General features: G+C 37.8%; 20 protein-coding genes and 1 riboswitch. Of the genes, 13 read left to right on the top strand and 7 right to left on the bottom strand.

Going from position 1 to position 24695, the window contains the following annotated elements; translation table 11 throughout:
* Positions 1 to 122 precede the first annotated feature (122 nt).
* Together RIB54_RS01610 and RIB54_RS01605 are read right to left on the bottom strand one after the other, a co-directional pair.
* Positions 123 to 2063, bottom strand: coding sequence for a PAS domain-containing hybrid sensor histidine kinase/response regulator (locus RIB54_RS01610; protein WP_350098984.1), 1941 nt, complete (start codon positions 2061 to 2063; stop codon positions 123 to 125).
* Entirely contained in the window at positions 2063 to 3424 is a 1362-nt protein-coding gene (locus RIB54_RS01605; RefSeq protein WP_350065360.1) for a sigma-54-dependent transcriptional regulator, read from the bottom strand. Before RIB54_RS01605 ends, RIB54_RS01610 begins: the two co-directional genes overlap by 1 nt.
* Before the next feature lie 183 nt (positions 3425 to 3607).
* Between RIB54_RS01605 and RIB54_RS01600 the strand changes: the two genes are divergently transcribed.
* Positions 3608 to 4072 carry a hypothetical protein gene (locus RIB54_RS01600; protein ID WP_350098983.1) on the top strand — a complete coding sequence of 155 codons (465 nt, stop codon included), beginning with the start codon at positions 3608 to 3610 and terminating at the stop codon, positions 4070 to 4072.
* Between the two features lie 15 nt (positions 4073 to 4087).
* Complete coding sequence (locus RIB54_RS01595) at positions 4088 to 4654, top strand: rhomboid family intramembrane serine protease (protein ID WP_350098982.1); 567 nt, start codon at positions 4088 to 4090, stop codon at positions 4652 to 4654.
* A gap of 46 nt (positions 4655 to 4700) precedes the next feature.
* Here the strand turns inward: RIB54_RS01595 and RIB54_RS01590 are convergent, their stop codons facing one another.
* Positions 4701 to 5651: a hypothetical protein gene (locus RIB54_RS01590; protein ID WP_350098981.1), complete on the bottom strand. Its 951-nt coding sequence runs from the start codon at positions 5649 to 5651 to the stop codon at positions 4701 to 4703.
* 205 nt (positions 5652 to 5856) lie between these two features.
* On the opposite strand from RIB54_RS01590, the gene holA reads away from it, so the two are divergent.
* The 9 genes from holA to trmB all read left to right on the top strand — a co-directional run bounded on the left by holA (position 5857) and on the right by trmB (position 16691).
* The gene (gene holA, locus RIB54_RS01585; protein WP_350098980.1) at positions 5857 to 6882 is read left to right on the top strand and encodes a DNA polymerase III subunit delta; all 1026 of its coding nucleotides are present in this window, start codon (positions 5857 to 5859) and stop codon (positions 6880 to 6882) included.
* Between the two features lie 134 nt (positions 6883 to 7016).
* On the top strand, positions 7017 to 10061 hold the full coding sequence (locus RIB54_RS01580) for a tetratricopeptide repeat protein (RefSeq protein WP_350098979.1): 3045 nt from the start codon (positions 7017 to 7019) through the stop codon (positions 10059 to 10061).
* Between the two features lie 26 nt (positions 10062 to 10087).
* The gene (locus RIB54_RS01575) at positions 10088 to 11773 is read left to right on the top strand and encodes a TonB-dependent receptor (protein WP_350098978.1); all 1686 of its coding nucleotides are present in this window, start codon (positions 10088 to 10090) and stop codon (positions 11771 to 11773) included.
* Between the two features lie 135 nt (positions 11774 to 11908).
* Positions 11909 to 12754 carry a hypothetical protein gene (locus tag RIB54_RS01570; protein ID WP_350098977.1) on the top strand — a complete coding sequence of 282 codons (846 nt, stop codon included), beginning with the start codon at positions 11909 to 11911 and terminating at the stop codon, positions 12752 to 12754.
* 2 nt (positions 12755 to 12756) lie between these two features.
* Entirely contained in the window at positions 12757 to 13437 is a 681-nt protein-coding gene (locus tag RIB54_RS01565) for a MotA/TolQ/ExbB proton channel family protein (protein ID WP_350098976.1), read from the top strand.
* 6 nt (positions 13438 to 13443) lie between these two features.
* Positions 13444 to 13833 (top strand): ExbD/TolR family protein, encoded by a 390-nt coding sequence (locus tag RIB54_RS01560; protein WP_350065378.1) that lies wholly within the window; start codon positions 13444 to 13446, stop codon positions 13831 to 13833.
* A complete protein-coding gene (locus RIB54_RS01555; RefSeq protein ID WP_350098975.1) occupies positions 13834 to 14715 on the top strand; it encodes a hypothetical protein in 882 nt (293 codons plus the stop codon).
* A 19-nt stretch (positions 14716 to 14734) separates the two neighbouring features.
* Complete coding sequence (locus tag RIB54_RS01550; RefSeq protein WP_350098974.1) at positions 14735 to 16018, top strand: bifunctional folylpolyglutamate synthase/dihydrofolate synthase; 1284 nt, start codon at positions 14735 to 14737, stop codon at positions 16016 to 16018.
* A 13-nt stretch (positions 16019 to 16031) separates the two neighbouring features.
* Entirely contained in the window at positions 16032 to 16691 is a 660-nt protein-coding gene (trmB, locus tag RIB54_RS01545; protein WP_350098973.1) for a tRNA (guanosine(46)-N7)-methyltransferase TrmB, read from the top strand.
* A gap of 17 nt (positions 16692 to 16708) precedes the next feature.
* On the opposite strand, the gene RIB54_RS01540 is transcribed toward trmB, so the two are convergent.
* On the bottom strand, positions 16709 to 17152 hold the full coding sequence (locus tag RIB54_RS01540; RefSeq protein WP_350098972.1) for a hypothetical protein: 444 nt from the start codon (positions 17150 to 17152) through the stop codon (positions 16709 to 16711).
* A 396-nt stretch (positions 17153 to 17548) separates the two neighbouring features.
* A riboswitch (SAM riboswitch) is annotated at positions 17549 to 17662 on the top strand.
* Positions 17663 to 17747: 85 nt separating this feature from the next.
* Between RIB54_RS01540 and metH the strand changes: the two genes are divergently transcribed.
* Together metH and metF are read left to right on the top strand one after the other, a co-directional pair.
* Positions 17748 to 20411, top strand: a complete 2664-nt coding sequence (metH, locus tag RIB54_RS01535) for a methionine synthase (RefSeq protein WP_350098971.1) — start codon at positions 17748 to 17750, stop codon at positions 20409 to 20411.
* A 27-nt stretch (positions 20412 to 20438) separates the two neighbouring features.
* A complete protein-coding gene (metF, locus tag RIB54_RS01530) occupies positions 20439 to 21392 on the top strand; it encodes a methylenetetrahydrofolate reductase [NAD(P)H] (protein WP_350065389.1) in 954 nt (317 codons plus the stop codon).
* A 3-nt stretch (positions 21393 to 21395) separates the two neighbouring features.
* On the opposite strand, the gene RIB54_RS01525 is transcribed toward metF, so the two are convergent.
* Genes RIB54_RS01525 through RIB54_RS01515 form a run of 3 tightly spaced genes read right to left on the bottom strand, consistent with a single transcriptional unit; the run spans position 21396 to position 24665 of the window.
* Complete coding sequence (locus RIB54_RS01525; protein ID WP_350098970.1) at positions 21396 to 22595, bottom strand: caspase family protein; 1200 nt, start codon at positions 22593 to 22595, stop codon at positions 21396 to 21398.
* Positions 22596 to 22632: 37 nt separating this feature from the next.
* Entirely contained in the window at positions 22633 to 23820 is a 1188-nt protein-coding gene (locus tag RIB54_RS01520; RefSeq protein ID WP_350098969.1) for a lipoprotein, read from the bottom strand.
* A complete protein-coding gene (locus tag RIB54_RS01515) occupies positions 23820 to 24665 on the bottom strand; it encodes an outer membrane beta-barrel protein (protein WP_350098968.1) in 846 nt (281 codons plus the stop codon). Before RIB54_RS01515 ends, RIB54_RS01520 begins: the two co-directional genes overlap by 1 nt.
* Between the last annotated feature and the right edge of the window lie 30 nt (positions 24666 to 24695).

Below are 24695 nucleotides of genomic sequence, written 5' to 3'. Positions count from 1 at the left end.
CTTTTGGCTCTAAAATCATGTCACTAAATCTGTGCCAGTTGTGTAATGTCTGCTATTTTTGAAATTTGGATGATTTGGTTTGCTAACTATCCCATTTTGGGATGGGTTAGGTTTTTCAGAGACTATTTAAACTTGTTTTCCATTGCTATTCTTAACTCAGAGAGGGCTTTTTGAACAAGGGAAGATAGTTCATTTACCTTGCCGGGTATTTGATCTGTCCCTGTATTTTCCTTTGATGATTCTTCAATTTTTTTCACAATGGTTCTAGCCTTTTCAAGCCCGACAAAGGTAATAGAAGGCTTCAATTTATGGACTAATTTACTCACCTGATCCCAATCAGACTTGTCAGATGCCTTTTGAAGCTCATTGATAGCTACCGGTGTATTGGTTATGAATGTTTGAACCATGTCATTCATAAAATTCAGGTCTCCATCACATACACTTCTTAAATAATCAAGGTTGGTGAGTTTTGTTTGTTGAGCCTGCTCCTTTATGTAGGATTCAACACTTTTCTTTTCTACCCCAATGTATTTAGTTATTACTTTAAAAAGTGCCTCTGGGTGAAAGGGTTTAGAAAGGTAGTCGTTCATCCCCACAGCCTTACATTTATCAATATCACCTTTAATGGCATTAGCTGTAAGAGCGATAATTGGAATTTTGTTTTTAGGGGTTTCCAGCATTTTTCTTATTGTTCTAGTTGCTTCATAGCCGTCCATGATGGGCATTTGCACATCCATAAGGATGATGTCGTATTCGCCACTTTTTAATTTCTCAACTCCTATGAAACCATTCTCAGCACCATCAACAATACAATTCCACTTTTTCAGGATATTGATAGCATACAACCTGTTGATGTCATTATCTTCTATTAATAGTACCCTTAAATCTTTAAGTGAATGCTTAAGTGTTTCACTAAACTTTTTAGATGATTTTGGGTGAACAAGGTCTGTGGTGTCTCCTTCCTCATAAGGTATCATAAAGGTGAATATAGTCCCTTGATTTTCCTGACTTTCCACTTGAATTGTGCCCTTCTGAAGTTCGATCAACTCTTTAACAATAGTCAAACCCAATCCTGTACCGCCATATCGTCTTGTTACGCTTGCATCTGCTTGTGTGAAACTGTCAAATATGTGATGTATTTTCTCAGCGGGTATGCCTACACCTGTATCACTGATCCTAAATTGAATATACTTTATATTATTTTTCTTCTTTAATAAATTAACATCAATTCTGATTTCACCTACATGGGTGAACTTGACAGCATTACTGATAAGATTTATTAAGATCTGATTAAGTCTGGCAGGGTCGCCCAATAGTACCTGATCGGCCTCAGGTTCAATACTATAATTTAACTCAATGCCTTTTTCCTTAGATTGATACAAAAAGGTGTCCAGCACCGCACCTAGTTGATACCTGATATTAAAACCAATCTTTTCAAACTTAAGCTTGCCAGACTCTATAACCGAGAGGTCAAGTATATCATTGATTATTACTTTTAAGCTTTCTGTTGAATTCTTAATGGCATTTAAATATTGCTTCTTATCCTTTTCGCTGTTGGCTTCAGAAATGAGATTCACCATTCCTGATATACCATTGATAGGGGTTCTTATTTCATGGCTCATATTTGCAAGGAACTGCTCCTTTGCTTTTTGGGCTCTCAATAGTTCCTCTGCATCCTTTTTTCGTTGTGTTATATCTCTGCAATCAAGTATAAGTCCTTCAACACCACCTTTATGTTTTAAGTTAATGGAGTTAAATTCCAGATACCGGAAGGAGTTGTCTTTACAGAGAAATCGAAATTCAATGCTTTCATCATAAGGTTTGGAGATGCTTTTCTTGAATTCTGACTTGAATGATTTTAATGTGCTGGGTTTTATATAGTCAAAGAAATTTTTGCCTATTAAGCTGTCAGGAGCATGACCTAAAGTATCTTCTACTGATGGGTTGTGGTAAAGAATGTTGCCCTTATAGTCAACAATAAAAATTATATCTGAACCATCCTCAACTACAGCTTTATAAAATAAGCCTTGGTTCACATAATCGAGTAAACTTTTTATGGCCATTATTCAACTATTTCTTCCATCTCTTTTAAGTATCGGTAGATAGTGGATTTACCAATATCCAGTTTATCCGCTACTTTCAATACGTTGTTATCATACTTGTTCAGATAGTACTTAATTATTTTAAAAGTATAATCACGAAGGCTCATTTCTTCAAATAGGAAGTTTGATTCTTTGGATATGCTATTAAAAGAGATGTCTTCAGGCAATATTTCTGAGCCATTGGCCATTACTGCAGATAACTCAATAATGGATTTAAGTTCTCTTATATTACCAGGAAATGGATATTTTAAAAGAGTGTTTTGAGCTTCAACACTAAGCTGTAAAACAGGCATATCGTTTTCTTTTGCAAACTGCTGCAAAAAGAACTTTGCTAGCAAAATGATATCCCTATCTCTTTCACGTAAGGGGGGTAGGTGTATTGGCAAGCCTAACAATCTATAATAAAGATCTTCTCTAAAATTGCCAGCTTTAACTTCCTCAGCCAGATCTCTATGTGTTGCAACTATTAATCTAAAATCAAGAGGGATGATATCATTGCCACCAATTCTGGTAATCTCCCTTTCCTGAATAGCCCTTAATAATTTAGCCTGAAGGTTAATATCCATTTCCCCAATCTCATCAAGAAACAGTGTTCCTCCATTAGATTCTTCAAACTTTCCTGTTTTTCGGGTATTGGCTCCGGTAAAAGCACCTTTTTCATAGCCAAACAGCTCGCTTTCAATGAGGTCTTTAGGGATGGCTGCTATATTTACAGCTACCAAAGGTTTTTTCTTTCTTTTAGAATTGTAATGTATGGCCTTAGCCGCCAGTTCTTTACCTGTACCGGTTTCCCCTGTTATTGATACTGTTATATTTGTTTGAACGGCTTTTTCCAGTAATGAGAACACCTTTTTTAGCGCAGTACTGTTTCCTACAATACTAGAGTCAAATTCATATTTCTCAGAAATTTCCTGCTTAAGATGATCAATTTCTTTGGTCAGGGAAATATTTTTGCGAGCATTATTAATAGTATTTAATAACCTGTCTTTGGTTTCTTCATCTTTAATAATGTAATCATAGGCCCCTGACTTTAATAGCTCAACTGCTGTTCCTATTTTTTCTTGTGCTGATATGATGATCACTGGTATGTCAGGATCGAAGTCTTTAATACTTCTAAGCACCTTTTCACCTTCCATATCGGGTAGGGTATAGTCCAGCGTTATTATATTAGGCTTTTCATGCAGCCGATCTAAAAAGCTTTTGGCAGTATTAAAACTGGTTACTTCAAAATCTGGGTTTAGACTTAAAACATATTCTAAAAATTTTGTATAGGCTGAATCATCCTCAACTGCAAAAATCTTTACCGGTTCATTGTCATACATACGGGTAGCATTCAATATATGTAGAAATATAATACACTATTATTCAAAAAAGAACTTGGCAGCTAATTAATTGACTGGAAAATAATTACAAGCAAAATCAAAGCTACTTTTGAATGACATTTTTCATGTTTTATTAATTTAATGTCTAAATTTAAATCGAATTAATTTTAAACTTTTTTAAATATGATAGCGGAATTCAATGCCTTAAGTAATGAGGAAATTGAAACAATGTTGGCTGTGCCTATATTGGTGACAATACTTATAGCCGGAGCCGATGGTCAGATAGATAAATCGGAGGTTAACGAAGCAATAAGCATTGCTAAATTAAAGCAGAAAAAAGCAAGGGTAGGACTCATTGACTATTACGGTGAAGTTGGAACTGACTTTGAAGATAAACTCAAAGTGATGATACAGCATTTTCCTGTAAAGGCTGAAGAAAGAAATCCACTAATTATAGATGAGCTTACTAAGTTGAATACGATCCTACCTAAACTGGATAATAATTTTGCGATTGAGTTTTATGCCAGTATCAAGGATTTAGCCAAGAAAATAGCGGAGTCATCGGGTGGAATTTTAGGGTATATGGCGGTTGGTTACGAAGAGTCCAAGTTGATTGAGCTCAAAATGATCAACAATCCTTCTAAATAATACCTGAAACATAATATGTCATCAAAGCGAACGCTTATTGGAAGTTCTATAACTCCAATAAGGTTCGTTTTTTTTGTTTGGCTAGTATTCGTACTGGAGTATTCTTACAATTTACCCATCTCCCGATTTGGTATCTTGCCCAGAGAGCCTTTTGGAGTTATAGGGATTATAACAGCTCCCTTAATTCATGCTGGGCCTGCCCATCTTATTTCTAATACTGTTCCATTACTTTTCCTGGGCATCACGCTGTACTTTTATTATCCGGCTATAGCCAATAAAGTATTTTACTCATGCTATTTTATTACCAATATTTTGGTGTGGCTTGTTGCCAGGCCCAGTAACCACATAGGGGCGAGTGGCTTGATTTACGGGTTAGCTGCCTTTATTATTTTCTTTGGGTTGTTTAGGCGGGATTTAAAGTCATTGTTTCTCTCGGCCATAGTATTGGTAATGTATGGCTATATTTTTTATGGGGTATTGCCAAGCAACCCTCGGGTATCCTGGGAGTCGCATTTAATGGGGGCTATTATAGGGCTGGTGATGGCCTGGAAATATTTTGATAAGCGAAGTGTCTATAAATAGAAAAAGGCCTCGGTAGAGGCCTTTTTCTATTTAATTCAGTGACAGTTTATTGCTCAACGATTACTTCTATTTCCATGTAATCAACACTGTCAATTATGTCGCCATCTGAGTTTCCGTCAACAATAGCTATAATTTTCACAAGCCCTTTTTTACTTCCTTTATCTGCATCAAGTTGAAATGCAAATGTAGCACCAGCTTCGAATCCTGTTTTTCTATCTTCAGGAGTTGTGCCTTCTTCATAAAGTGCAATAAGGTCCAAATCTGTCTCAACTGCCAAATACTCTTCATCAGTTAAGGTAACATTTTTGAATGTTGTAGTATTCAAAGTGTTCCAAATTGATAGGTCATAGCCTGTAAAAGTAGGGTAGCTGGATGGAGATGCTAGGAAAACAGTTCCTGTAGCACCTGCAGCATAACCAAAATCAATATCACTTGAATTAGGAGCTGCACTTGCGTCAACCTCATTTTTGCTAACTGTTTCACCTAGATTAGTTGAAAAGAAAGTTTTTGAATCTTCACTTGCTAGTTGAGCATAAAGTAGTTTAGCAGTAAACACATTAGCCGGTGTACTCGCTTCAGTTACCTCAATAGTTAAAGTTTCAGAAGTGGTCTGAGATGCTCCATCCACAATAATATCATCAATTACAGTTACAGTGATTGTTGCAGTTCCTGCGTTGTTGAAAACAATTGGATCGAATGAGAAATCAGCGGATGTTGCTCCAGCATCTATTCCTAATGTAGTTCTTGTTTCTGTAACTGTAACTGCACCGCTTAACGTGGCAGTATTAAAACCACCAGGAGTACTAGCGTTTACAGAAATGATTAACTCATCATCTGTTGTCATACTTATTACACCATCAACTGCGGCAGGAGTAGTTGTCACTACAATACTTGGTCCTGCAGGTGTTGGTTCGTCATCATCACCACCACAACTAGCCAATAAAGTAAGACCACCTAGGGCACCCACCATAAACAATTTGCTAAATAATTTTTTCATGTTTTAAAAATTTTGTTTTCCTGTCTGTTTATCACAAATCATACCAAATTAACGTCTGTGTTTTTGGTAAATTGTAATGCAAATGTAGAAATTATATTACCAATACAACTATTGTTAATAGTACAATTCTATTATTTATTTTACTTAGGTGACTTTTCACTTTAGATAAATAAAATTCTAGTTTTGGGTCTACAATTTAATAATTATGAGTGCTACTCCTGAAGGCGTTTTGGCCGATTTAAAGCAGAAAAAATATGCTCCCATTTACTTTTTACAAGGAGATGAAACTTTCTATATTGATCAGATTTCGGATTATATTGAGGATAACGTGCTTACCGATGCCGAGAAAGGTTTTAACCAGACTATCATGTATGGGAGGGATGTGAATGTAAGTACTATTCTTAATAACGCCAGGCGCTTCCCCATGATGTCAGAGAAGCAGGTAGTTATTGTTAAAGAGGCACAAAACATCTCAGACTTAAATAGGGAAGAGGGTTCTAAAATGTTGATGGATTATCTGAATAATCCGGTACCTTCCACTATCCTTGTTTTCTGCCATAAAAATAAAGCCCTTGATAAGCGAAAGGCATTGGGTAAGAACCTTGATAAACTGGCAGTGTCAGTTACAACCAAAAAACTTTATGACAATCAGGTACCAACATGGATTGATGGCTATATTAAATCCAAAGGCTTAACAGCCAGTCAAAAGGCTGTGCTTATGCTTTCTGAAGCTATAGGCAATAATCTGGAAAGATTGACTAATGAGATCAATAAAGTGGCCATTAACCTTGATGGCAGCAAGGAGATAGATGAGCACTTGATTCAGAAGTATGTTGGCATAAGTAAGGATTATAATGTATTCGAACTACAAAAAGCTTTAATCCAGAAGGATGTGATAAAGGCCAATAAGATCGTGAATTACTTTGAGGCTAATGCCAGCAAGAACCCCATAATACCAATTGTCGCTAATTTATTCTCTTTTTATAGCAAGCTGTTAATGGCGTTACACGCAAAAGATAAATCTCCTAAGGGCTTGGCAAGTGTACTTAAAATCAATCCCTATTTTGTTCAGGACTACACTGCTGCCATGTCAAAATATTCGTTAATGCAGGTTGTGAATAATATTCATCATATAAAAGTGGCAGATTTAAAATCAAAAGGTGTGGATCACAACAGTACCAATAATTCTGGTCAAATATTGAAAGAGCTTGTTTTTAAGCTGTTGCACTAGATTCCATTAGACAAAAGCAGGTCAATTGTTTATATTTAATCCGTAGTCAAATTTATTTTTAAAGAAGACCATAATTTGAAGATGTTTTACGTTAGCTACATAACCAACTTCAAATAGAAGACCCTAGCACATCTATGAAATACAAACTATGGCTGATCAGTCAGCTAATTTTTTTTAACATCGCTTTTGGTCAAAACACCCAGTATTTTAATGACCAGGAATCATTATTTAGAGAAGGCCTTGAACTGTTAGATAAATCAGAATATACATCAGCACGGCAGAGATTTGAAAAGTACATATCTCAGTCCAGCAATGATGTTAAAAAGGCCGATGCAGAATATTACGTTGCATTTTGTGCTTTAGGTTTATACCATGAGGACGGTGAGAAGCGTGTTGAAGATTTTATTACAAACCATAAAGAACATCATAAGGCGGTTACTGCCTATTTCGAATTAGGTAATTTTTACTTCAAAGAAAAAAAGTATAAAAAGGCCGCTGAGTATTACGGGAAAGTCAATCTGGCCCTTATCACAGAAAATCAACGCCAGGAGACAAGGTATAAACTTGGTTATTCTCATTTTGCGGAGCGTAACTTTGAAGATGCCATAACCTATTTTAATGTATTGAAACGCCAAAATGGTGAATACATGGCTGCCTCCAACTACTATGCTGGTTATATTGAGTATGAGCTAAAACAATATGATAAAGCCATTATAGACCTTGAAAAAGCATCTCAAAATGAGGCCTATGCCAGTGTTGCACCAACTTTGTTAGCCAACTTATACTACAAGCAGAATCGTTATGATGACCTGATTGGTTTTGGAACCAAAGTCATTAACAAGTCAGAGGCGAATGCAAATCATAAAGATCTTTATTTGCTTTTAGGCGATGCTTACTTAATGAAAAATGATTTTGCCAATGCTTCTCAATACTATCATAAATATGAATCTGCAAATTCAAACCCTGCTAATGAAGTTAGATATCGTATTGGGTATACTTATTATAAAGAAGGGGATTACGATGAAGCCATTGATCATTTAAAAAGGGCAGCTACCGAAAAGGACAGTATTGGAGTTTATGCATCATACTATCTAGGTGTAATGTATTTGAAGCAGGGTAATAAACTATATGCAGTTACAGCGTTTGACAATGCTAGGAATAATAAAATAAACGAAGCATTAAGAAAAGAAGGAGCCTATCAGTATGCTAAAGTCACTTATGACCTTGGTAAGTCTGAAGAAGCAGTTAATGCATTCGAATATTATAAAACCCAATACCCAAAAGGGGAGCACATTGTTGAAATTAATGACTTGCTTTCCGAAGCCTACTTTAATTCCAATAATTATGATTTGGCCATTAATCATATTGAAGGGATGGGCAGTCTGACCAGAAGCCAACAAATGGTTTATCAAAAGGCCACCTTTTATAAAGGCTCTGAGCTTTTTAATAAGGGTGACTACAGACAGGCTATAGATTATTTTAAGAAATCGCTGAAATACCCTTTAGACCTGCAATACTCAGGATTGGCTAATTTATGGTCTGCCGAGGCTTATTCCGTAGGAAGGAGGTATGATGAAGCATTTCCTTATTACAGGGCTATTTTAGGCAATTCCCAATTAATCAGCACCAACACTGGCTTAAGGGCAAGATATGGAATTGGTTATGCCTATTATAATACTAAAGAATACGATAAGGCATTAATCCATTTTAAAGAGTATGTAAATGGTGTGGAGAAGCAATCAGATAAAATGTATTATGATGATGCCCTGCTTAGACTGGCCGATTGCTATTATGTGAGCAAATCTTATGACAACGCACTTAGTTTTTATGCTAAAGCTATCCAATTTAATAGAGCGGACAATGACTATGCCTTATATCAAACTGGTTTGATAAATGGTATTGAAGGTAATGTTAATGCAGCGGCTAAAGCTTTTGATGGTGTGATTGCCATTCCAAGATCAAGATATTTTGATGATGCACTTTTTCAAAAGGGGCAGTTATTCTTAGAAAAAGGGGATTATGAAGCTGCAATTAAAGGGTTTGACAGACTAATAGCACAAAAGCCTAATAGTAGGTTAATACCCTATGCCTATTCTAAAAGAGCCTCTGGTAACTACAACCTACAGCAGTATGAAAAGAGTATAAAGGATTATCAAACCATTCTTAATGAATATCCAACTCATAGTGTCGCAGGTGAGGTGCTTCTGCCACTACAGGAGGTACTTAATATCGTTGGTAGAGGTGGTGAGTTTGATCAGCAACTTGCTGCCTACAAATCGGCTAATCCGGAAAAAAGTGGCTTGGAAGCAGTAGAATATGAATCTGCGAAAAACCAGTACTTCAACCTGAACTATAAAAAAGCCATTGAAAGGTTGCAGGCATTTATAAAAACCTATCCTGAAGACCTCAGGGTTACGGAAGCATCTTATTATATAGCTGAGTCTTATTATAGGTTACGTGACTTCGAACCAGCGCTTGAAGTTTATAATGAACTAGTCACTAATACTTCTTATGAGCAGTACAATAGAATAGTAGGTAGAATAGCTGAGATAGAGTATTTGAGTGGTCGATATGATAATGCTATTTATTTCTTCTATCAGTTGGCTGATATTTCCTCAACCAAAAAGGAGCAATACAATGCATGGGCAGGCCTAATGGAATCCTATTATCTCAAAGGAACATACGACTCGGTTGATAGGTATGCGGAAATTATTCTTGAAAAGGGGAATGTTCATATCAGCTCTCAAAATAAGGCCTCACTTTACTTAGGGAAAGCTGATTTTGCTAGAGGAAATTATGAGCAAGCTCAGGATGAGTTTTTGACTACATTAAATACTGCCAGGGATGAGTACGGAGCTGAAGCGCAATATCTTTTGGGACTCATTTATTATAATACTAAAGAGTATCAAAAATCCATTGAAGCACTTATTGCCTTAAATAATAATTTCAATGCCTATACCGAATGGGTAGGTAAGGGGTACATGCTACTCGCAGAAGATTACCTTGCACTCGGGGATATTTTCCAGGCGAAGGGTACTTTAAAATCTATAGTTGAAAACTTCCCATTAGAGTTTTATAAAACTAAGGCAAAGCAAAAACTAGCCGAAATAGACAAAATGGTTAGTGAAGAAAACTCAGCAACAACTAATTCATCAGATAGTTTGATAAATGATAATTAACTGTTTGATTAATAATGAATTATAAAATGAATATAGAAAATATCTATCACCGAATTTCATTGAAAACAGCCCTGTTTTTAGTTTTTACCCTTCTCAGCACTGGTTTGTTTGCTCAGGAAGAATGGGAGAAAAATGATGGTGAGATTGAAGATGTAGAAATTCAAATTGTTAAGGATAGAGAAATAACGCTGCCTAAAGCTAACCGTAATTTTGAAAAAATACCGCCCTCTAGTATAGTTAGAACTCAACCTAATTTGGAGTATTTTTTCAGCAATTTGAACTTGCCGCTACCGGCATTAAATATTCGGGTTAGGCCATTAAGAATGAAAGATGAACCATTAAATAAGTTGTATGGTAATTATGTGAAAGCAGGTTTTGGCAACTACGCTACACCTTACCTGGAGGGTTATTTTTCAAACAAGAGAGACAACCAAATGATGTACGGTGCTCATTTTAATTTCCTTGATTCCAGAAATGGGCCAGTTGATGGCAAGAACTCTGGATCGGGGGTTATGAATGGAAATGTTTTCGGTAAATATTTCGGTAGTAAGGTTACGGCCAGTGGTGAAGTAGGTTTTGACAGAAGGCGATATAACTTTTATGGATACCCTGAAAATCAAGAAGTTGATGCAGATACATTAAAGCAAAATTTCAGTGTTATGCATATTCAGGGATATCTCGAAAACACTCAGGCTGATGCCAAGTTGAGTTACCTCGCGGGTTTTCAGTTTGATTATTTGACTGATAACTACGAAGCCAAGGAAAGTGAATTTCAGATAGATCTTAATACTGGTTTTGATATAGGTGGAACAACCAAAGCAGAGATAAAAAGTGATTTAGATATTATCTCGCAGAAAGATGTGCTTCTGGACGTTAAAACCAGAAACATTTTCCGGGTTAATCCAACATTAACTTTTGAATATGGTGGGTTTTTGATCAATGCAGGATTCAAGGCCATTTATGAGAATGATACTTTAGGAGATTCTGATGAAGTGCATTTTTATCCGGTAGCTAAAGCAAGATATCAGCTACGATCAGGGTTCACAGTATTTGCTGGTATTGATGGCGATATTGAAAAGCTCACATTAAGAAAGATGACTAATGAGAACCCTTTTCTAATGCCAAACGCCCAGGCCTTTAATACCAATAAAACCTTTCAGCTTTATGGCGGCATAGAGGGTAGTTTGAGTAGTAAAATGGGTTTCAGGTCAGGTATCAGTGTTAGTACTTATAAAAACATGTATTACTTTCTAAACAGCCCGCTTGATAAATCAAAGTTTATGGTTGTTTATGATCAGGGGAGTACTTCATTGGTAAATATCTATGGAGAATTAAGTTACAATAGAAACGAGGCCTTAAGGTTTATTCTTCGTGGAGATTATTGGGGATATGATACGGATGAAATACAAGAGGCTTACCACAGGCCTAATTATAAAGTGTCAGCAATTTCTACTTACAAGCTTTATGACAAATTCAGGTTTGAAGCAGAGGCATATATGCTTGGTGGAATAAAAGCTTTTGATTTTAATACTGGCGAAGATATTGATCTGGATGCGGCACTTGACCTAAACCTTAAGGCGGAATATCTTTTTTCTAAACAATTCTCGGCTTTTATCAGATTAAACAACTTATTATCAAACGAATACGAGGTTTTATATAATTACCCATCCAGAGGTTTGCAGGTGCTGGCAGGTGTAACATATAGCTTTTAATGGCCATTAATAGGGTTATTGTTATAAATTCCTATATTGTAATGCGCTTAATGTAAGTTCCTTAGATTTTGCACAGTCGAAAATTCGATTATTTTTGTATTAACTTACTTAACCAACAACCTTAAAGCATATATAATGGCTAAGAAAAAAGATGATGAAATAGAAGATAACAACGACTTCAATGATGATAACCAAAATGATTTTAATGAAGCAGATGATAGTTTTGGTTTACCCGATGTCGATTATCAACCGTTAGACGAAACCGCAGAGGAAGATACTTCTAGTTCATCTGATGACAGCACATCTTCCTATTCAGACGATTCTTCATCAAGCTATTCTGATGATACTGATTCTTCTGATGATACTGAAAGTGACAGTTACTCTTCTGACTATCAAGATACTTATGCTCAGGAAAATGAGCAGGAATCAACTAATGAGTATGTACCAGGAAGCTATACCCCTCCGCAAGAGGAGAGTTCTAACACTGGTAAAATTGTAGCCATTGTATTGATTCTGGCAGTGCTTGGAGTGGGAGGATGGTATTTCTTTATTCACAAACCTGCCCAGGAAAAGGAACAGGCAAGAATAGAAAAACTTAAGCAAGAGGAAGCAGCAAAACGGTTAGCTTCTGAGAAAAAAGCGGAAGAGGAAAGATTAGCACAGGAAGCTGCAGATAGAGAGGCAGCTAGGTTAGCCGCTGAAGAAGCCGCCAAACCAAAAATTGGAACCGTTGAAACAATTACGGCAAGAACCGGACGTTACTACGTTGTTATCGCTAGCGATATTGACGGGGATTTGGCGATGGATTTTGCTAACAAATTAACCAAAACAGGTGTGAGTATTCAGATAATACCACCCTATGGAACAAGTAAATTTCATAGAATTACCGTTGATAACCTTGATACTTGGGCTGCTGCTGAAAACAGAGCCAATGAGTTAAAGAGTGAATATGGCGAGGACGTTTGGGTAATCAAATACTAACTATGATATTAACACAAATACAGACCGCAGTGGATACAGCCTCTGCGGCCACTTCTCCTGACTCTGTAAGAATTATAGACCTCCTCTTTCAAGGAGGTTTTATGATGGTGCCTATAGCACTTCTTTCAGTAGCAGCTGTATATATTTTTATTGAGCGTGTACTTACTATCAAGAAAGCAGCAATGCCTTCAGAGGGTTTTATGAACCAGATTAGATCTTTAGTCGAAAAAGGTGATATCAATGGCGCTAAAATGCTTTGCCATCAGGAAGATTCTTCAATCGCCAGAATGATTGAAAAAGGTGTAAGCAGAATAGGAAGCCCATTAAAAAACATTGAAGTGTCAATAGAGAATGTAGGTAAAATTGAAATTTTTAAATTAGAGAAGAATCTTTCTCTTTTAGCTACTATTTCAGGATCAGCTCCTATGCTCGGCTTCTTAGGAACTGTAATAGGTATGATTCAGGCATTTATTGCCATTGCCCAGGAAGAAGGCTCAGTGAGCCCTAAATTGCTTTCTGAAGGTATTTATACAGCTATGATTACCACGGCAGCAGGGTTGTTTGTCGGTATTATCGCCTATCTGGGTTACAATTACCTTGTTACCAGGGTTCAGAAGATTGTCCATAAGATGGAATATAGTTCTGTTGAGTTTATTGATCTCCTTCAAGAACCAAAAAACTAAAGTCAGGTGTCTTTAAAGTCAAAACATAATGTAGAGCCGATGTTTAGTATGGCTTCAATGACAGATATCATATTTCTGTTATTGGTGTTTTTCATGCTTACATCTTCGTTTATAACGCCATCAGGTTTGCCTGTTAATTTACCCACAAGTAAGTCTTCTACGGTAGAAATGCAGAAAGTTTCTGTGACTATAACCAAAGAGCTGGATTATTACGTTAATGATAAAAAGGTTTCTAAAGGCCGTCTGGAAGGCGAGCTAAGAAGTAAGTTGATTGGAAAAGAGGGTGTGGTAGTACTTCATATAGATAGTAGCGTACCAACAGAACACCTGGTATTTGTGGCTGATTTAGCCACTTCATTGGAAGCTAAGGTGTCTATTGCAACAAAACCTAAGTAAATGACTGAGGAACAAAACGATAAGAAAAACAGAAGAACTGCTGCCATAGCATCGGTGACTCTGCATGCCTTATTGCTAGTTGCTTTTTTATTTATGCTTGCATGGAAAGAGCCTGATCCTCCACTTCCTGAATATGGTATTGAACTAAATTTTGGATTGGATAATGTAGGCTCCGGTGAGGAGCAGCCAGAGGTTGAAGCCAATGACAGTCAATCTCAAGAAGAAGCTGCCGAAAATGAATTGCCTGAAGAAACAGTAGAGTCAACTGATGATACTCAAACAGAAGAGGTGAATGAAGTGGCTGAACCAGTGGTGGAAGAAACTACTGTAAACGAACAGGCTTCACCAGATGTAGTAGCCAAAGAAGTGGTGAAAGAAGAAGTAAAGCCCGTAAAAGAAACCCCAAAAGAAGTTAAAAAGGAAACAACAAAGCCAGTTGAAAAAACTGAAGTCACAAAGCCGGAAGATGGAGCAAAAGGTAAAGACGGAGAGGCGACTGAACAAAAGGCGGCCAATCATGGCGATAATACTAACAAAGTAGGTGATAAGGGCCACGAAGAAGGAACCTTGGATTCCAGAGCATTATATGGTCAGCCTGGGGGAGGTGGCGGACCAGCGTTGCAAATAATTGGATGGATATGGGACGAGGTGCCTAATAAAAAAGATAAAAGCTCTGAGAATGGAATTGTAGTAATAGATTTTTTAATTGATCAAGATGGTTATGTTATGAAAACTACCATAAGAAATAGTAGTGTTTCAATGGCCATCGCTAAATTTTATGAGGATCAATTGAGGGATATAACATTCAGTAAGACAAATGATGGAGTTGTATCATCAGCAACTACAAAAGGCTCAGTAACCTTTGTGATCAAATCAAAATAATCTATTCCTCCTACGTTTTATGACGAATATTGATTTAGAATATGAGAACACTGTCAAGTTCTTATTCTCACAATTGCCAATGTTCCAAAGAGATGGTGCCAGTGCTTATAAAAAAGACCTGACCAATACCCTTAAACTATGCCAGTTTTTAGGAAACCCTGAACATCAATTTAAATCTGTGCATGTAGCCGGCACCAATGGCAAGGGCAGTTCTTCACACTATTTAGCGGCTATCATGCAAAAGGCAGGCTATAAAACGGGTCTTTATACCTCTCCACATTTAAAATCTTTTACAGAACGGATAAAAATCAACGGAGTAGAGATTACTAAAGAGGCTGTGGTTGAATTCGTGGATTTGATAAAGCCTTTAATAGAGGAGATCAAGCCTTCCTTTTTTGAGATTACGGTAGCCATGTGTTTTCATTATTTCGCAAAAGAGCAGGTTGATATTGCCATTATAGAAGTTGGTATGGGTGGCAGGTTGGATTCAACCAATGTCATCATTCCTGAGGTTTCGCTCATTACTAACATTAGCAATGATCATCAGCAATGGCTTGGGAATGATATAACAACGATAGCCGGGGAAAAAGCTGGCATCATCAAGGAGAATATTCCAGTTGTGATAAGTGAGCGCCAGCCTGAAATTGAAGGTGTTTTTGTTAAAAGGGCAAAGCAGCTAAATTCATACCTCTATTTCGCTGAAGATTATGTTCAAGTAGGCACCAACGAAGGGTTAGTCATTAGAACTGACAATATGGAGGTTAATGTTCATCATGTTCAAGAGGCTGCATATCAACAAAGGAATTTGAAAGGAGTGATTAAAGTTGTTGAGATTCTGAGAGATAGAGGGTTTGATGTGAATGAGAGTGCGATTGTTGCAGGAGTGGAAGAAGCTTTTGCAATAACAGGCCTAAAAGGACGCTGGCAAAAACTAGGATCAAAACCATTGAAATATTGTGATGTAGGACATAATGAGGCTGGACTTAGATATGTGATTAACCAAATCAAAAATTACACATTTGATAAGCTTCATATTGTTATCGGTGTAGTCAATGATAAAGAGCTCACCTCAGTTATGCAGCTACTACCTAAAGAGGCTCAGTATTACTTCTGCCAGGCTGATATACCCAGAGCATTACCTGCATCCAAACTACAGCAAGTAGCCAGTGAATATGACCTGATTGGTTATTGTATTCCCAATGTTAATAAAGCCATTGAGGTAGCTGAAAATAATGCCTCAGAAAATGATTTCATTTTTATAGGAGGCAGTAACTTTGTGGTTGCAGAAATTGAAGGTCTATAAAATTTAATCCTGAATGAGTAGAGGAAAGCTAAAGCGTTTTGCTGAGATAGCAGAGCGAGCTAACGTTATTGAGCCAAGTAAAGCAATCTATGAGCATGTAAAAGGTAATTGGCACAAAGATGTGTTTATAAACGACAATCCTATTACACTGGAGCTTGCTTGTGGTAGAGGCGAATATACTATTGGTTTAGGAAGACTTTTTCCTAATAACAACCACATTGGCATTGATATTAAAGGAGACAGGATATGGAAGGGCAGTGCCATAGCTGAAGAAGAGGGGTTGGAGAATGTGGCTTTTTTAAGAACGCATTTGCTAGAACTTAATAACTTTTTCGAACCAGGAGAGGTCAATGAAATATGGATAACATTTCCTGACCCAAGGCCAAGGGATAGGGATGAAAAACGAAGGGTCACTCATTCGAGATTTTTAGATATCTACAAATCAATAATTTCAAAAAATGGCATAGTTAGACTCAAAACTGATAACACAGGCTTGTTTGACTATACACTGGAAGTATTAAAGTCGCGAGAGGATATCAAAGATTTACATTTTACTCATGATCTATATCATTCTGAATATGTAAGTGAATGCCATGATATAAGGACAAGGTATGAGCAAAAGTTTAGTGCTGAAGGTCATGATATCAAATACTTAAGATTTGCATTTTTATGACCTTCAACTAATTGGTGCTAGAGGCTAAACAGTGCTCCGAACATAATACTTCCAAAGAAGATCATTATATAAAAAACCAAAACTATCGCCAGCAGAATGCCCATGAATTTGTAATGGGATTTTAAATATTTAAATGCGTACTCCACTTCCTGCTCAGACTTCGTAACAATGCCAATTTTCATGTGCGATGAGAATTTATACAAATAGTAAATTGGGAAAAAGTAAATTGCTGCTATAACAAGATAAATTACAGTAGCAAAACCTTTTGAAATGGGCATTGACGAACCAGTGGGAAGGTTGCTCATCACAGAACCAATAAATAATGCTATCAGTACCATCAGTGCTACAAAAACAAAACCCACAATGGAAATGAACATTGTCCATTTTCTGGTCTCGTTAAGATTCTTTAAGGATTGATCAGTAAGTTTTACACCTTCATTTGATTCGTACGATTCCATCATCTATAGTTTAAGGTTGAAAAAAATGTTACACCGGAAGTAAAAATAAAATTATTGACTGCATTTCCTCTCATTTTAATTTTAAATTTGCACTGCCCGTAAGGCTTGACCGTGTTTTTTAAACCTAACATTAAAAACAATACCGAGTGAGCCTTTTTCCAAAACAAGGCCTCATCTTGTATCGGCTTAGCCGATACGGGACCTCGTCAGCCAACTGGCTGTCAGGATAACAGTGGACTGTTGCGGTTGTTTAGGCAGCTCAAATCCTGTCGAATCAGGGGTTTAAAACAACCTTTTGACGCCTTACGGGTTATTTTTGGACTATTAATTTTGACAATTGAGATTTTAGGTGCAGATTGTTAAAATAGTAATATATTTGAAGTTAAGTTCTTTGTGATAATCTTATCAAGAAAGGCAGAGGGAAATGGCCCTATGAAGCCTTGGCAACCATGTCATTAAACTGGCAAAGGTGCTAATTCCACCCTTACACGTTGTGTTAAGGAAAGATAAGTCAGTATAAGCCTTCATTATTATAAAAATATTATGAGCTCTTCTGACCTATCAGAAGAGCTTTTTTTTTGTTTACTTTTTAGATTTTATGACTTTAAAACATCAATCATATTTAAAGCTAAGCGGCCTTGAGCCGCTGCTCGTTACCCCTGAAACCAATTTTGTGAATATTGGCGAGCGCACCAATGTCACAGGCTCAAAGAAGTTTTTAAACCTGATAAAGGAGGGTGACTATGACACAGCACTTGAAATTGCCCGCGAACAGGTAGAAGGTGGTGCTCAGATCATTGATATAAATATGGATGAAGGTATGCTTGATGGCGAGCATGCCATGGTCACTTTCCTTAACCTTATAGCTTCTGAGCCCGACATAGCCAGGGTGCCGATAATGATAGACTCTTCTAAATGGCACATTATTGAAGCTGGTTTAAAATGCATTCAGGGTAAAGGAGTAGTAAATTCCATCAGCTTAAAATCTGGAGAAGCCGAATTTATTGAGCAGGCTAAAAAGGTCAAAAGGTATGGTGCTGCCGTAGTGGTGATGGCTTTTGATGAAGATGGCCAGGCTGATACTTATCAGCGAAGGATAGACATTTGTAAAAGGTCATATGATATTTTGGTGAATCAGGTGAAATTTCCCGCTCACGATATCATTTTTGATCCTAACATTTTTCCTGTGGCTACAGGGATGGAAGAGCATCGCAAGAATGCACTGGATTTCTTTGGTGCAGCAAAGTGGATCAGGGAAAATTTACCAGGGGCACATGTTAGTGGGGGTGTGAGTAATGTGTCTTTTTCCTTTAGGGGAAATAACCCTGTTCGTGAGGCCATGCATTCTGCATTCCTGTATCATGGTATAAACCATGGTATGGATATGGGTATTGTAAACCCATCCATGCTGGAGGTCTACGATGAGATACCTAAAGACTTATTGGAGAAGGTGGAAGATGTATTGCTTGACAGAAGGGAAGATGCTACAGAAAGGCTACTTGAATTTGCTGATGGTGTCAAGGGTGGTCAAAAGAAAAAGGTCGCTGATGATGCGTGGAGAAGCGAGTCTGTGGAGTCAAGGCTGTCGCACGCTTTAATCAAAGGTATTATTGAATTCATTGATGAAGATACTGAAGAAGCCCGTGTGAAATATAACAGTCCATTGAGGGTAATAGAAGGGCCATTGATGGACGGGATGAATATCGTTGGAGACCTTTTTGGTTCAGGTAAAATGTTTTTGCCTCAGGTAGTGAAAAGTGCCAGAGTGATGAAAAAGGCTGTTGCTTATTTGGAGCCTTACATGGAGGAGGAGAAAAGAAGGAACAATACCCCCAAGGCTGGCAATAAGATTCTTTTAGCTACAGTTAAAGGAGACGTTCATGATATTGGTAAAAATATCGTGGGAGTGGTATTGGCTTGCAATAACTATGAAATCATTGACCTCGGTGTGATGGTTCCTGCTCAAAAGATCATTGATGCAGCCATAGAGCACGAGGTTATAGCGATAGGCCTTAGTGGTCTTATTACACCTTCATTAGACGAAATGGTGCATGTAGCGAAGGAAATGGAAAGGAAGCAACTCAATATTCCTTTGCTAATAGGAGGTGCAACTACGTCAAGAATTCATACTGCTGTTAAAATAGACCAAAATTATAGCGGGGCGGTTGTTCATGTATTGGATGCTTCCAGAAGTGTTCCTGTAGTAGGTGAATTAGTAAGCGGGAAAACCAGGGAAGCTTTTCATAAAAATGTGAAAAGCGAATATGAAGCCCTTAGAACGGACCATGCCTCAAAGCAGTCGGCTAAGAACTATATTTCCTTCGCCCAAGCTCAAGCCAATAAGGTAAACATAGATTGGTCAGAGTATAAGCCCACTAAACCTGCGTTAATTGGACGTAAGGTTATCGATGACTATCCTTTGGAAGAAATCAGGCCATATATTGATTGGACTCCTTTTTTCCAAACCTGGATGCTTAAAGGTAAGTACCCACAAATATTTGATAATCAAATGATTGGGAAAGAAGCAAAGAAGCTTTTTGACGATGCCAATGCGATGCTGGATGAAATTATAGCCAATAAATCACTCAAGGCTCAAGCGGTTATTGGCTTGTTTCCTGCTCATAATACCGGTGATGATGTCATAATTAATGATGAAGGCAAAGAAGTGGAATTCCACTTTCTTCGTCAACAGGGTAAAAAGGGTGCCAATTTGCCTAACATCTCACTTGCCGATTTTGTAGCGCCTAAGGATGATTATATGGGCGGATTTGCCGTGACAGCAGGCATTGGACTAGACAAGCTGGTGGAAAAATATGAAAGTGATCATGACGATTATAAAAGTATAATGGCCAAAGCTTTGGCAGATCGGTTGGCAGAGGCGCTTGCAGAGTTGATGCATGTTAGAGTTCGTAAAGAGTTTTGGGGCTATGCAAAAGGTGAGTCACTGTCTACTGAGGAGCTCATTAAGGAGAAATATCATGGCATACGTCCTGCACCGGGTTATCCGGCCTGTCCTGACCATACGGAGAAACGAATCTTATTTGATTTACTGAAGGTAGAAGAGCAGACGGAAATTGTACTTACTGAATCATATGCCATGTATCCGGGAGCAGCCGTGAGTGGGTTCTATTTTGGACACCCACAATCTACGTATTTCGGTTTGGGTAAGGTCAGCAAAGATCAAATTGAAAATTATGCTAAACGGAAAGGTATGACCATTGAAGAAATAGAGAAGTGGCTATCACCTAATCTGGCTTATTAAATACATTATTTTTTAGACTTTAGAATTATGAAGATTACAGAACAAATAGAAAAAGCGAAGAAAACATTATTCAGCTTTGAAATATTGCCCCCATTAAAAGGAGAAAATATTAAGAATCTGTTCAATCACATTGATCCTTTAATGGAGTTCAAACCTCCTTTTATTGATGTTACTTATCACAGGGAAGAATATGTATATAAAAATAGAGGTAATGGATTGTTGGAGCGTAAGTCGATTAGAAAGAGGCCTGGAACAGTAGGGATATGCGCAGCCATAAAAAACCGCTATGAAGTTGAGGCAGTACCTCATATTATCTGTGGTGGGTTTAACAAGGAAGAAACAGAGAACGCATTGATAGATTTGGACTTTTTGGGGATACAAAATGTGCTTGTACTGCAAGGTGATGCCATTAAAACAGAACCTATGTTCGTGCCAGAACCAGAAGGACATAAATATGCTTCAGAGTTATTGGGCCAGGTGAAAGACCTGAATAATGGCATCTACTTAGATGAAGAGCTTTTAAATGCATCTCCAACCGATTTCTGTATTGGTGTAGCAGGCTATCCGGAAAAGCACTATACGGCTCCCAACATGAAAAATGACCTTAAATATCTAAAGATGAAAGTAGATATGGGAGCAGATTATATAGTAACTCAAATGTTCTTTGATAATTCGAAGTACTTTGAATTTGTAGATAACTGTAGAAATGAAGGAATCAATGTGCCTATTATTCCGGGGCTTAAACCTTTAACCAGCAAAAGGCAGATATCTGTTCTTCCAAGGTTTTTTCATATTGACATTCCCGAGGCGCTGGCTGATGCTATAGAATCTTGTAAGGACAACGCTCAGGCAAAAGAAATAGGAGTGGAGTGGACTATTCAGCAGTCTAAAGAGTTAATGGCTAAAGGAGCCCCTGTATTACATTATTACTCTATGGGTAAGTCAGATCCAGTGTATAGTATTGCGAAGGCCTTGTTCTAGAATCTAGTCCCTTTTAAGGAAGATAAAGTCACCACCTTCATCACCAGCAAGGCTGATGGCACCATACTGCGGTACCTGACCAGTCTCGCTGTTGTTGATCACAGAAAACTTAAAGTTGCTGAAGACTTGTTCTGTAGATAATAACGGTGCCTGATTGTAGGCCAGATTCTTGACCAAATATTTTATAAATACACTTTGATCAGGAACGGTGGAAAGTGCTCCACTGGTCATGGCTTTACGGCTTGGTCTTTTGTACATTTCGAGCATTGCCTTACCGTTCATGCTCACAGCACGTTCTTTCAAAATACTGCCCCCGAAGCAGGCATCAGCTATTAATAAAGTATGTTTGGATTTAATTGCACGGATGTAATCCCTGATTGTTCCATTGGACAACCACTGTGACTTTGAAACCTTTGAAGCATCAGAAGGCAACCAGAATCCCTGATTGAGCTGATCGTCCCAAATCCCGTGGCCGGCATAAAATATCAGTAAATTGTCGCGCTCCTTTACTGTATTGGCTAATTTGTCAAAAGCGTCTATAAGGTTTGATCGGGTAGGGTTCTTTAAAAAGGTAATATTCTCCTTTTCAAAAGTATAGTACGTGGTAAGTGCATCTATGAGCTTTTCAGCATCATTGATGGGTTGGGCAAGTGTAGGAATACCTTCGCCAGGATAATCATTGATACCGATAACAAGCGCATAATATTTACGCTCTTTTAGAGCCTTCACAAGTTCAGTGCCTTCAAAATCATCATAAGCCACCTCAGCTACTGGCTCATTCAGGCTGCTTACAACTACTTCTTTTGACTGTTGTGTTATAGATATTTTCCCAGAAACTGCTGGTAGACATCCGCCCCAAACAGGGTTAAAACCCCAGGTGCCATCCAATTTATTGCCATCTGCGGCAAGTTTAATTTTAGGCAAACAGTGCAAACCCTTCTTATATATGAAAGCTGTGGCAGTTAATTCAACTTCACCATCTTCAAGATAGCCGTTGAAGTAGTATTTGCTGGAGTCTCTTTTTCCTATTACTTCAATAGTACCAGTCAGTGCCTTGCCATCTTCATTGATGATAACCTTAGTATCATAAACCTTTCGCCCAGCATTGAGTTCACCAGACCAAATACCTGAAAGTTGTTGTGCATTACTGGAAATAGTGACAGTTATACTAAGTACGGAAATGAGTATTTGTCTCAAATACATGCCCCAAGTTACTTAAAATCAGTAAGTTTTATGCAGTCTAGTTGATTAGATCTGTAAGCTCTTCTTTTGACAATTTGAATAAACAGATACGATCAAACCTGCCCGCTACAGAAGTGTTACCTACAACTGCCAGTCCCATATCTTCTGTCACAGTAAAGTCTGCGATCTGATAAGGATAGGTGCTACCAAGATATTTAGTGCCTAACAATTCACCCGATGTCTTGCTGTAGGCCATCAAAATAATCTGGCCACTTTTGGTATTACTACCATATAGAATGGCCTCTTGTCCGTCAATATTAATTAGGTCAAGAACAACCGGGGCATTATCAGATAGTTCAGGAAAAGCATTTCCCTCAAAATCTGTGGCACTGGTAGTCCCTGTGGTATTGAGATCTATTGATGGTATAATAAAGTTGTCTCCAAAGTTGAACCTGGATAAAGCAAAATTGCCACCATTTATTGACATACCAGAGCTAAAACCCCCATCATCCTGTTGGCCTTGTACTACACCTAAAGGTTCATCACCAAAATTTGTAAAGACCAGCGACATGGTATAATTATAGAACCCGTTAAAATAATAAACGCCTCCATTCATTCGTCCGGCAAAGAAGGGGAGCTGCCTTCCTGTTCTCGTAAAGTGAGTGATTATAGGAGCTTCTGTATCGCTTCCAGCTCCAATACCATAAGCTGCTGATTGAAGTGTTTGTCCGGTTGTGCTTATTCTGGATATTATTGAATTCTTATCCCCATTATTATAACTAAGTGCTAGTATGTTTTCACCATCTTCTGCCATATACATTGGGTAGGAGAGCCCTGTTGGGTTTATGGCAGTAATTCTAGAGCTGTCATTTACAGTAAACAATATAGCTTGCAGGCTGGTGGCATCCATGGCCATAAAGTAATAACTGTCTGCTATTTTCACCAATTGATCAACAGGTCCTACATACTGCTCATCTATGATTTGCTCTTCAATAAAATTACCTTCCTTATCAACTTTAATTAAGTTTACTCCGGTAAAGTTTGATGTTTCTATGCGTTTGCTGCTCAAAATGAGATATCCGCCATCTGTGGTTTGTTTGATATCAATGGGGATAAATGAGGCGTCAAACAGGTTATTGTCATATATTTTGAAGAACCCTTCTGAAGGATCAACGGCATCATTATCAGAAATGTCACACCCTGCGAGCACCAATAAACTCAAAAGAAAATAAAATACTTTATTCATTACCTTACAGCATTATGGCCTTCACTACTGATAAATCTTAGTGGAAACAAGGCTCCAAAATTGAAACTTAAATTATTTAATTGTACGTCATCCAGAGCATCTCCTAAACCTGATAGCTGATTTTCAGCGTACCTATTCTTTTGGTCAGCGATATTATTGAGTCCGTGCTTGTAAGACGCATCAAAGACTAACCTGATGTTCCAAAAGTCATAGGCAACGCCAACCCCACCGAGAATTCCAACTGATGATTTGATAAAAAGATCATTAGCACCAATAATCAATTGCTGATTGTCAAAGGGGCCAGCATTTCCAGAAGCATAGTCAGTCCCGGAAATTTCAATTTCCTTGTTGGCATTTGTCAAAGTGGCATAATAACCTCCAACCTGTACGAAAGGCCTGAATTTTGATCCTTTTAAAATATCGTACTTTATAATTAGTGGAAGCTCCACATAATCCAGCTTATGATTGTAATCATATTTGAGGTCAATAGAGTTGGCAGAATTTTCTGAACTTAGCCATTGGTAGGTGTTAGAGTATGAAAATGACTGCCTTCTATAGTTTGGCTGGAAGCTGAATGAAAAGCCCTGATGATAAAAAGTGATTTCCAGACCAGCCTGACCTCCGAGCTTATCCCATGAATCATAATCCTTGTCCAGATCTGATGCTGGGTAGTTAACAGGACTGAAACCATAATATTGCTGAGAGACATTTGGCTCAGTTAAATTGGCACCAGCTTTGAAACCTAACCACCACTGTGTCTTCTCAAACTTATCAGCTTCTGAAGGCTTTTTAGTATTGTATTTGTGTTTATAGAATTGGCCATGTGCAGCAAATGATAACAGCATAAATATGCTGAGACTTAGTATGGTGGACTT

Source organism: Fulvivirga sp., from assembly GCF_040218215.1.
Taxonomy (GTDB): domain Bacteria; phylum Bacteroidota; class Bacteroidia; order Cytophagales; family Cyclobacteriaceae; genus Fulvivirga.
Note: the sequence above shows the minus strand (reverse complement) of the source record. Positions and strands in the feature narration are given on the sequence as shown.

Bases quoted from the DNA above. Each gene is read 5' to 3' on its own strand.
- RIB54_RS01610 (WP_350098984.1), bottom strand. From the start codon at position 2,063: ATGGCCATAAAAAGTTTACTCGATTATGTGAACCAAGGCTTATTTTAT.
- RIB54_RS01605 (WP_350065360.1), bottom strand. From the start codon at position 3,424: ATGTATGACAATGAACCGGTAAAGATTTTTGCAGTTGAGGATGATTCA.
- RIB54_RS01600 (WP_350098983.1), top strand. From the start codon at position 3,608: ATGATAGCGGAATTCAATGCCTTAAGTAATGAGGAAATTGAAACAATG.
- RIB54_RS01595 (WP_350098982.1), top strand. From the start codon at position 4,088: ATGTCATCAAAGCGAACGCTTATTGGAAGTTCTATAACTCCAATAAGG.
- RIB54_RS01590 (WP_350098981.1), bottom strand. From the start codon at position 5,651: ATGAAAAAATTATTTAGCAAATTGTTTATGGTGGGTGCCCTAGGTGGT.
- holA (WP_350098980.1), top strand. From the start codon at position 5,857: ATGAGTGCTACTCCTGAAGGCGTTTTGGCCGATTTAAAGCAGAAAAAA.
- RIB54_RS01580 (WP_350098979.1), top strand. From the start codon at position 7,017: ATGAAATACAAACTATGGCTGATCAGTCAGCTAATTTTTTTTAACATC.
- RIB54_RS01575 (WP_350098978.1), top strand. From the start codon at position 10,088: ATGAATATAGAAAATATCTATCACCGAATTTCATTGAAAACAGCCCTG.
- RIB54_RS01570 (WP_350098977.1), top strand. From the start codon at position 11,909: ATGGCTAAGAAAAAAGATGATGAAATAGAAGATAACAACGACTTCAAT.
- RIB54_RS01565 (WP_350098976.1), top strand. From the start codon at position 12,757: ATGATATTAACACAAATACAGACCGCAGTGGATACAGCCTCTGCGGCC.
- RIB54_RS01555 (WP_350098975.1), top strand. From the start codon at position 13,834: ATGACTGAGGAACAAAACGATAAGAAAAACAGAAGAACTGCTGCCATA.
- RIB54_RS01550 (WP_350098974.1), top strand. From the start codon at position 14,735: ATGACGAATATTGATTTAGAATATGAGAACACTGTCAAGTTCTTATTC.
- trmB (WP_350098973.1), top strand. From the start codon at position 16,032: ATGAGTAGAGGAAAGCTAAAGCGTTTTGCTGAGATAGCAGAGCGAGCT.
- RIB54_RS01540 (WP_350098972.1), bottom strand. From the start codon at position 17,152: ATGATGGAATCGTACGAATCAAATGAAGGTGTAAAACTTACTGATCAA.
- metH (WP_350098971.1), top strand. From the start codon at position 17,748: ATGACTTTAAAACATCAATCATATTTAAAGCTAAGCGGCCTTGAGCCG.
- metF (WP_350065389.1), top strand. From the start codon at position 20,439: ATGAAGATTACAGAACAAATAGAAAAAGCGAAGAAAACATTATTCAGC.
- RIB54_RS01525 (WP_350098970.1), bottom strand. From the start codon at position 22,595: ATGTATTTGAGACAAATACTCATTTCCGTACTTAGTATAACTGTCACT.
- RIB54_RS01520 (WP_350098969.1), bottom strand. From the start codon at position 23,820: ATGAATAAAGTATTTTATTTTCTTTTGAGTTTATTGGTGCTCGCAGGG.
- RIB54_RS01515 (WP_350098968.1), bottom strand. From the start codon at position 24,665: ATGCTGTTATCATTTGCTGCACATGGCCAATTCTATAAACACAAATAC.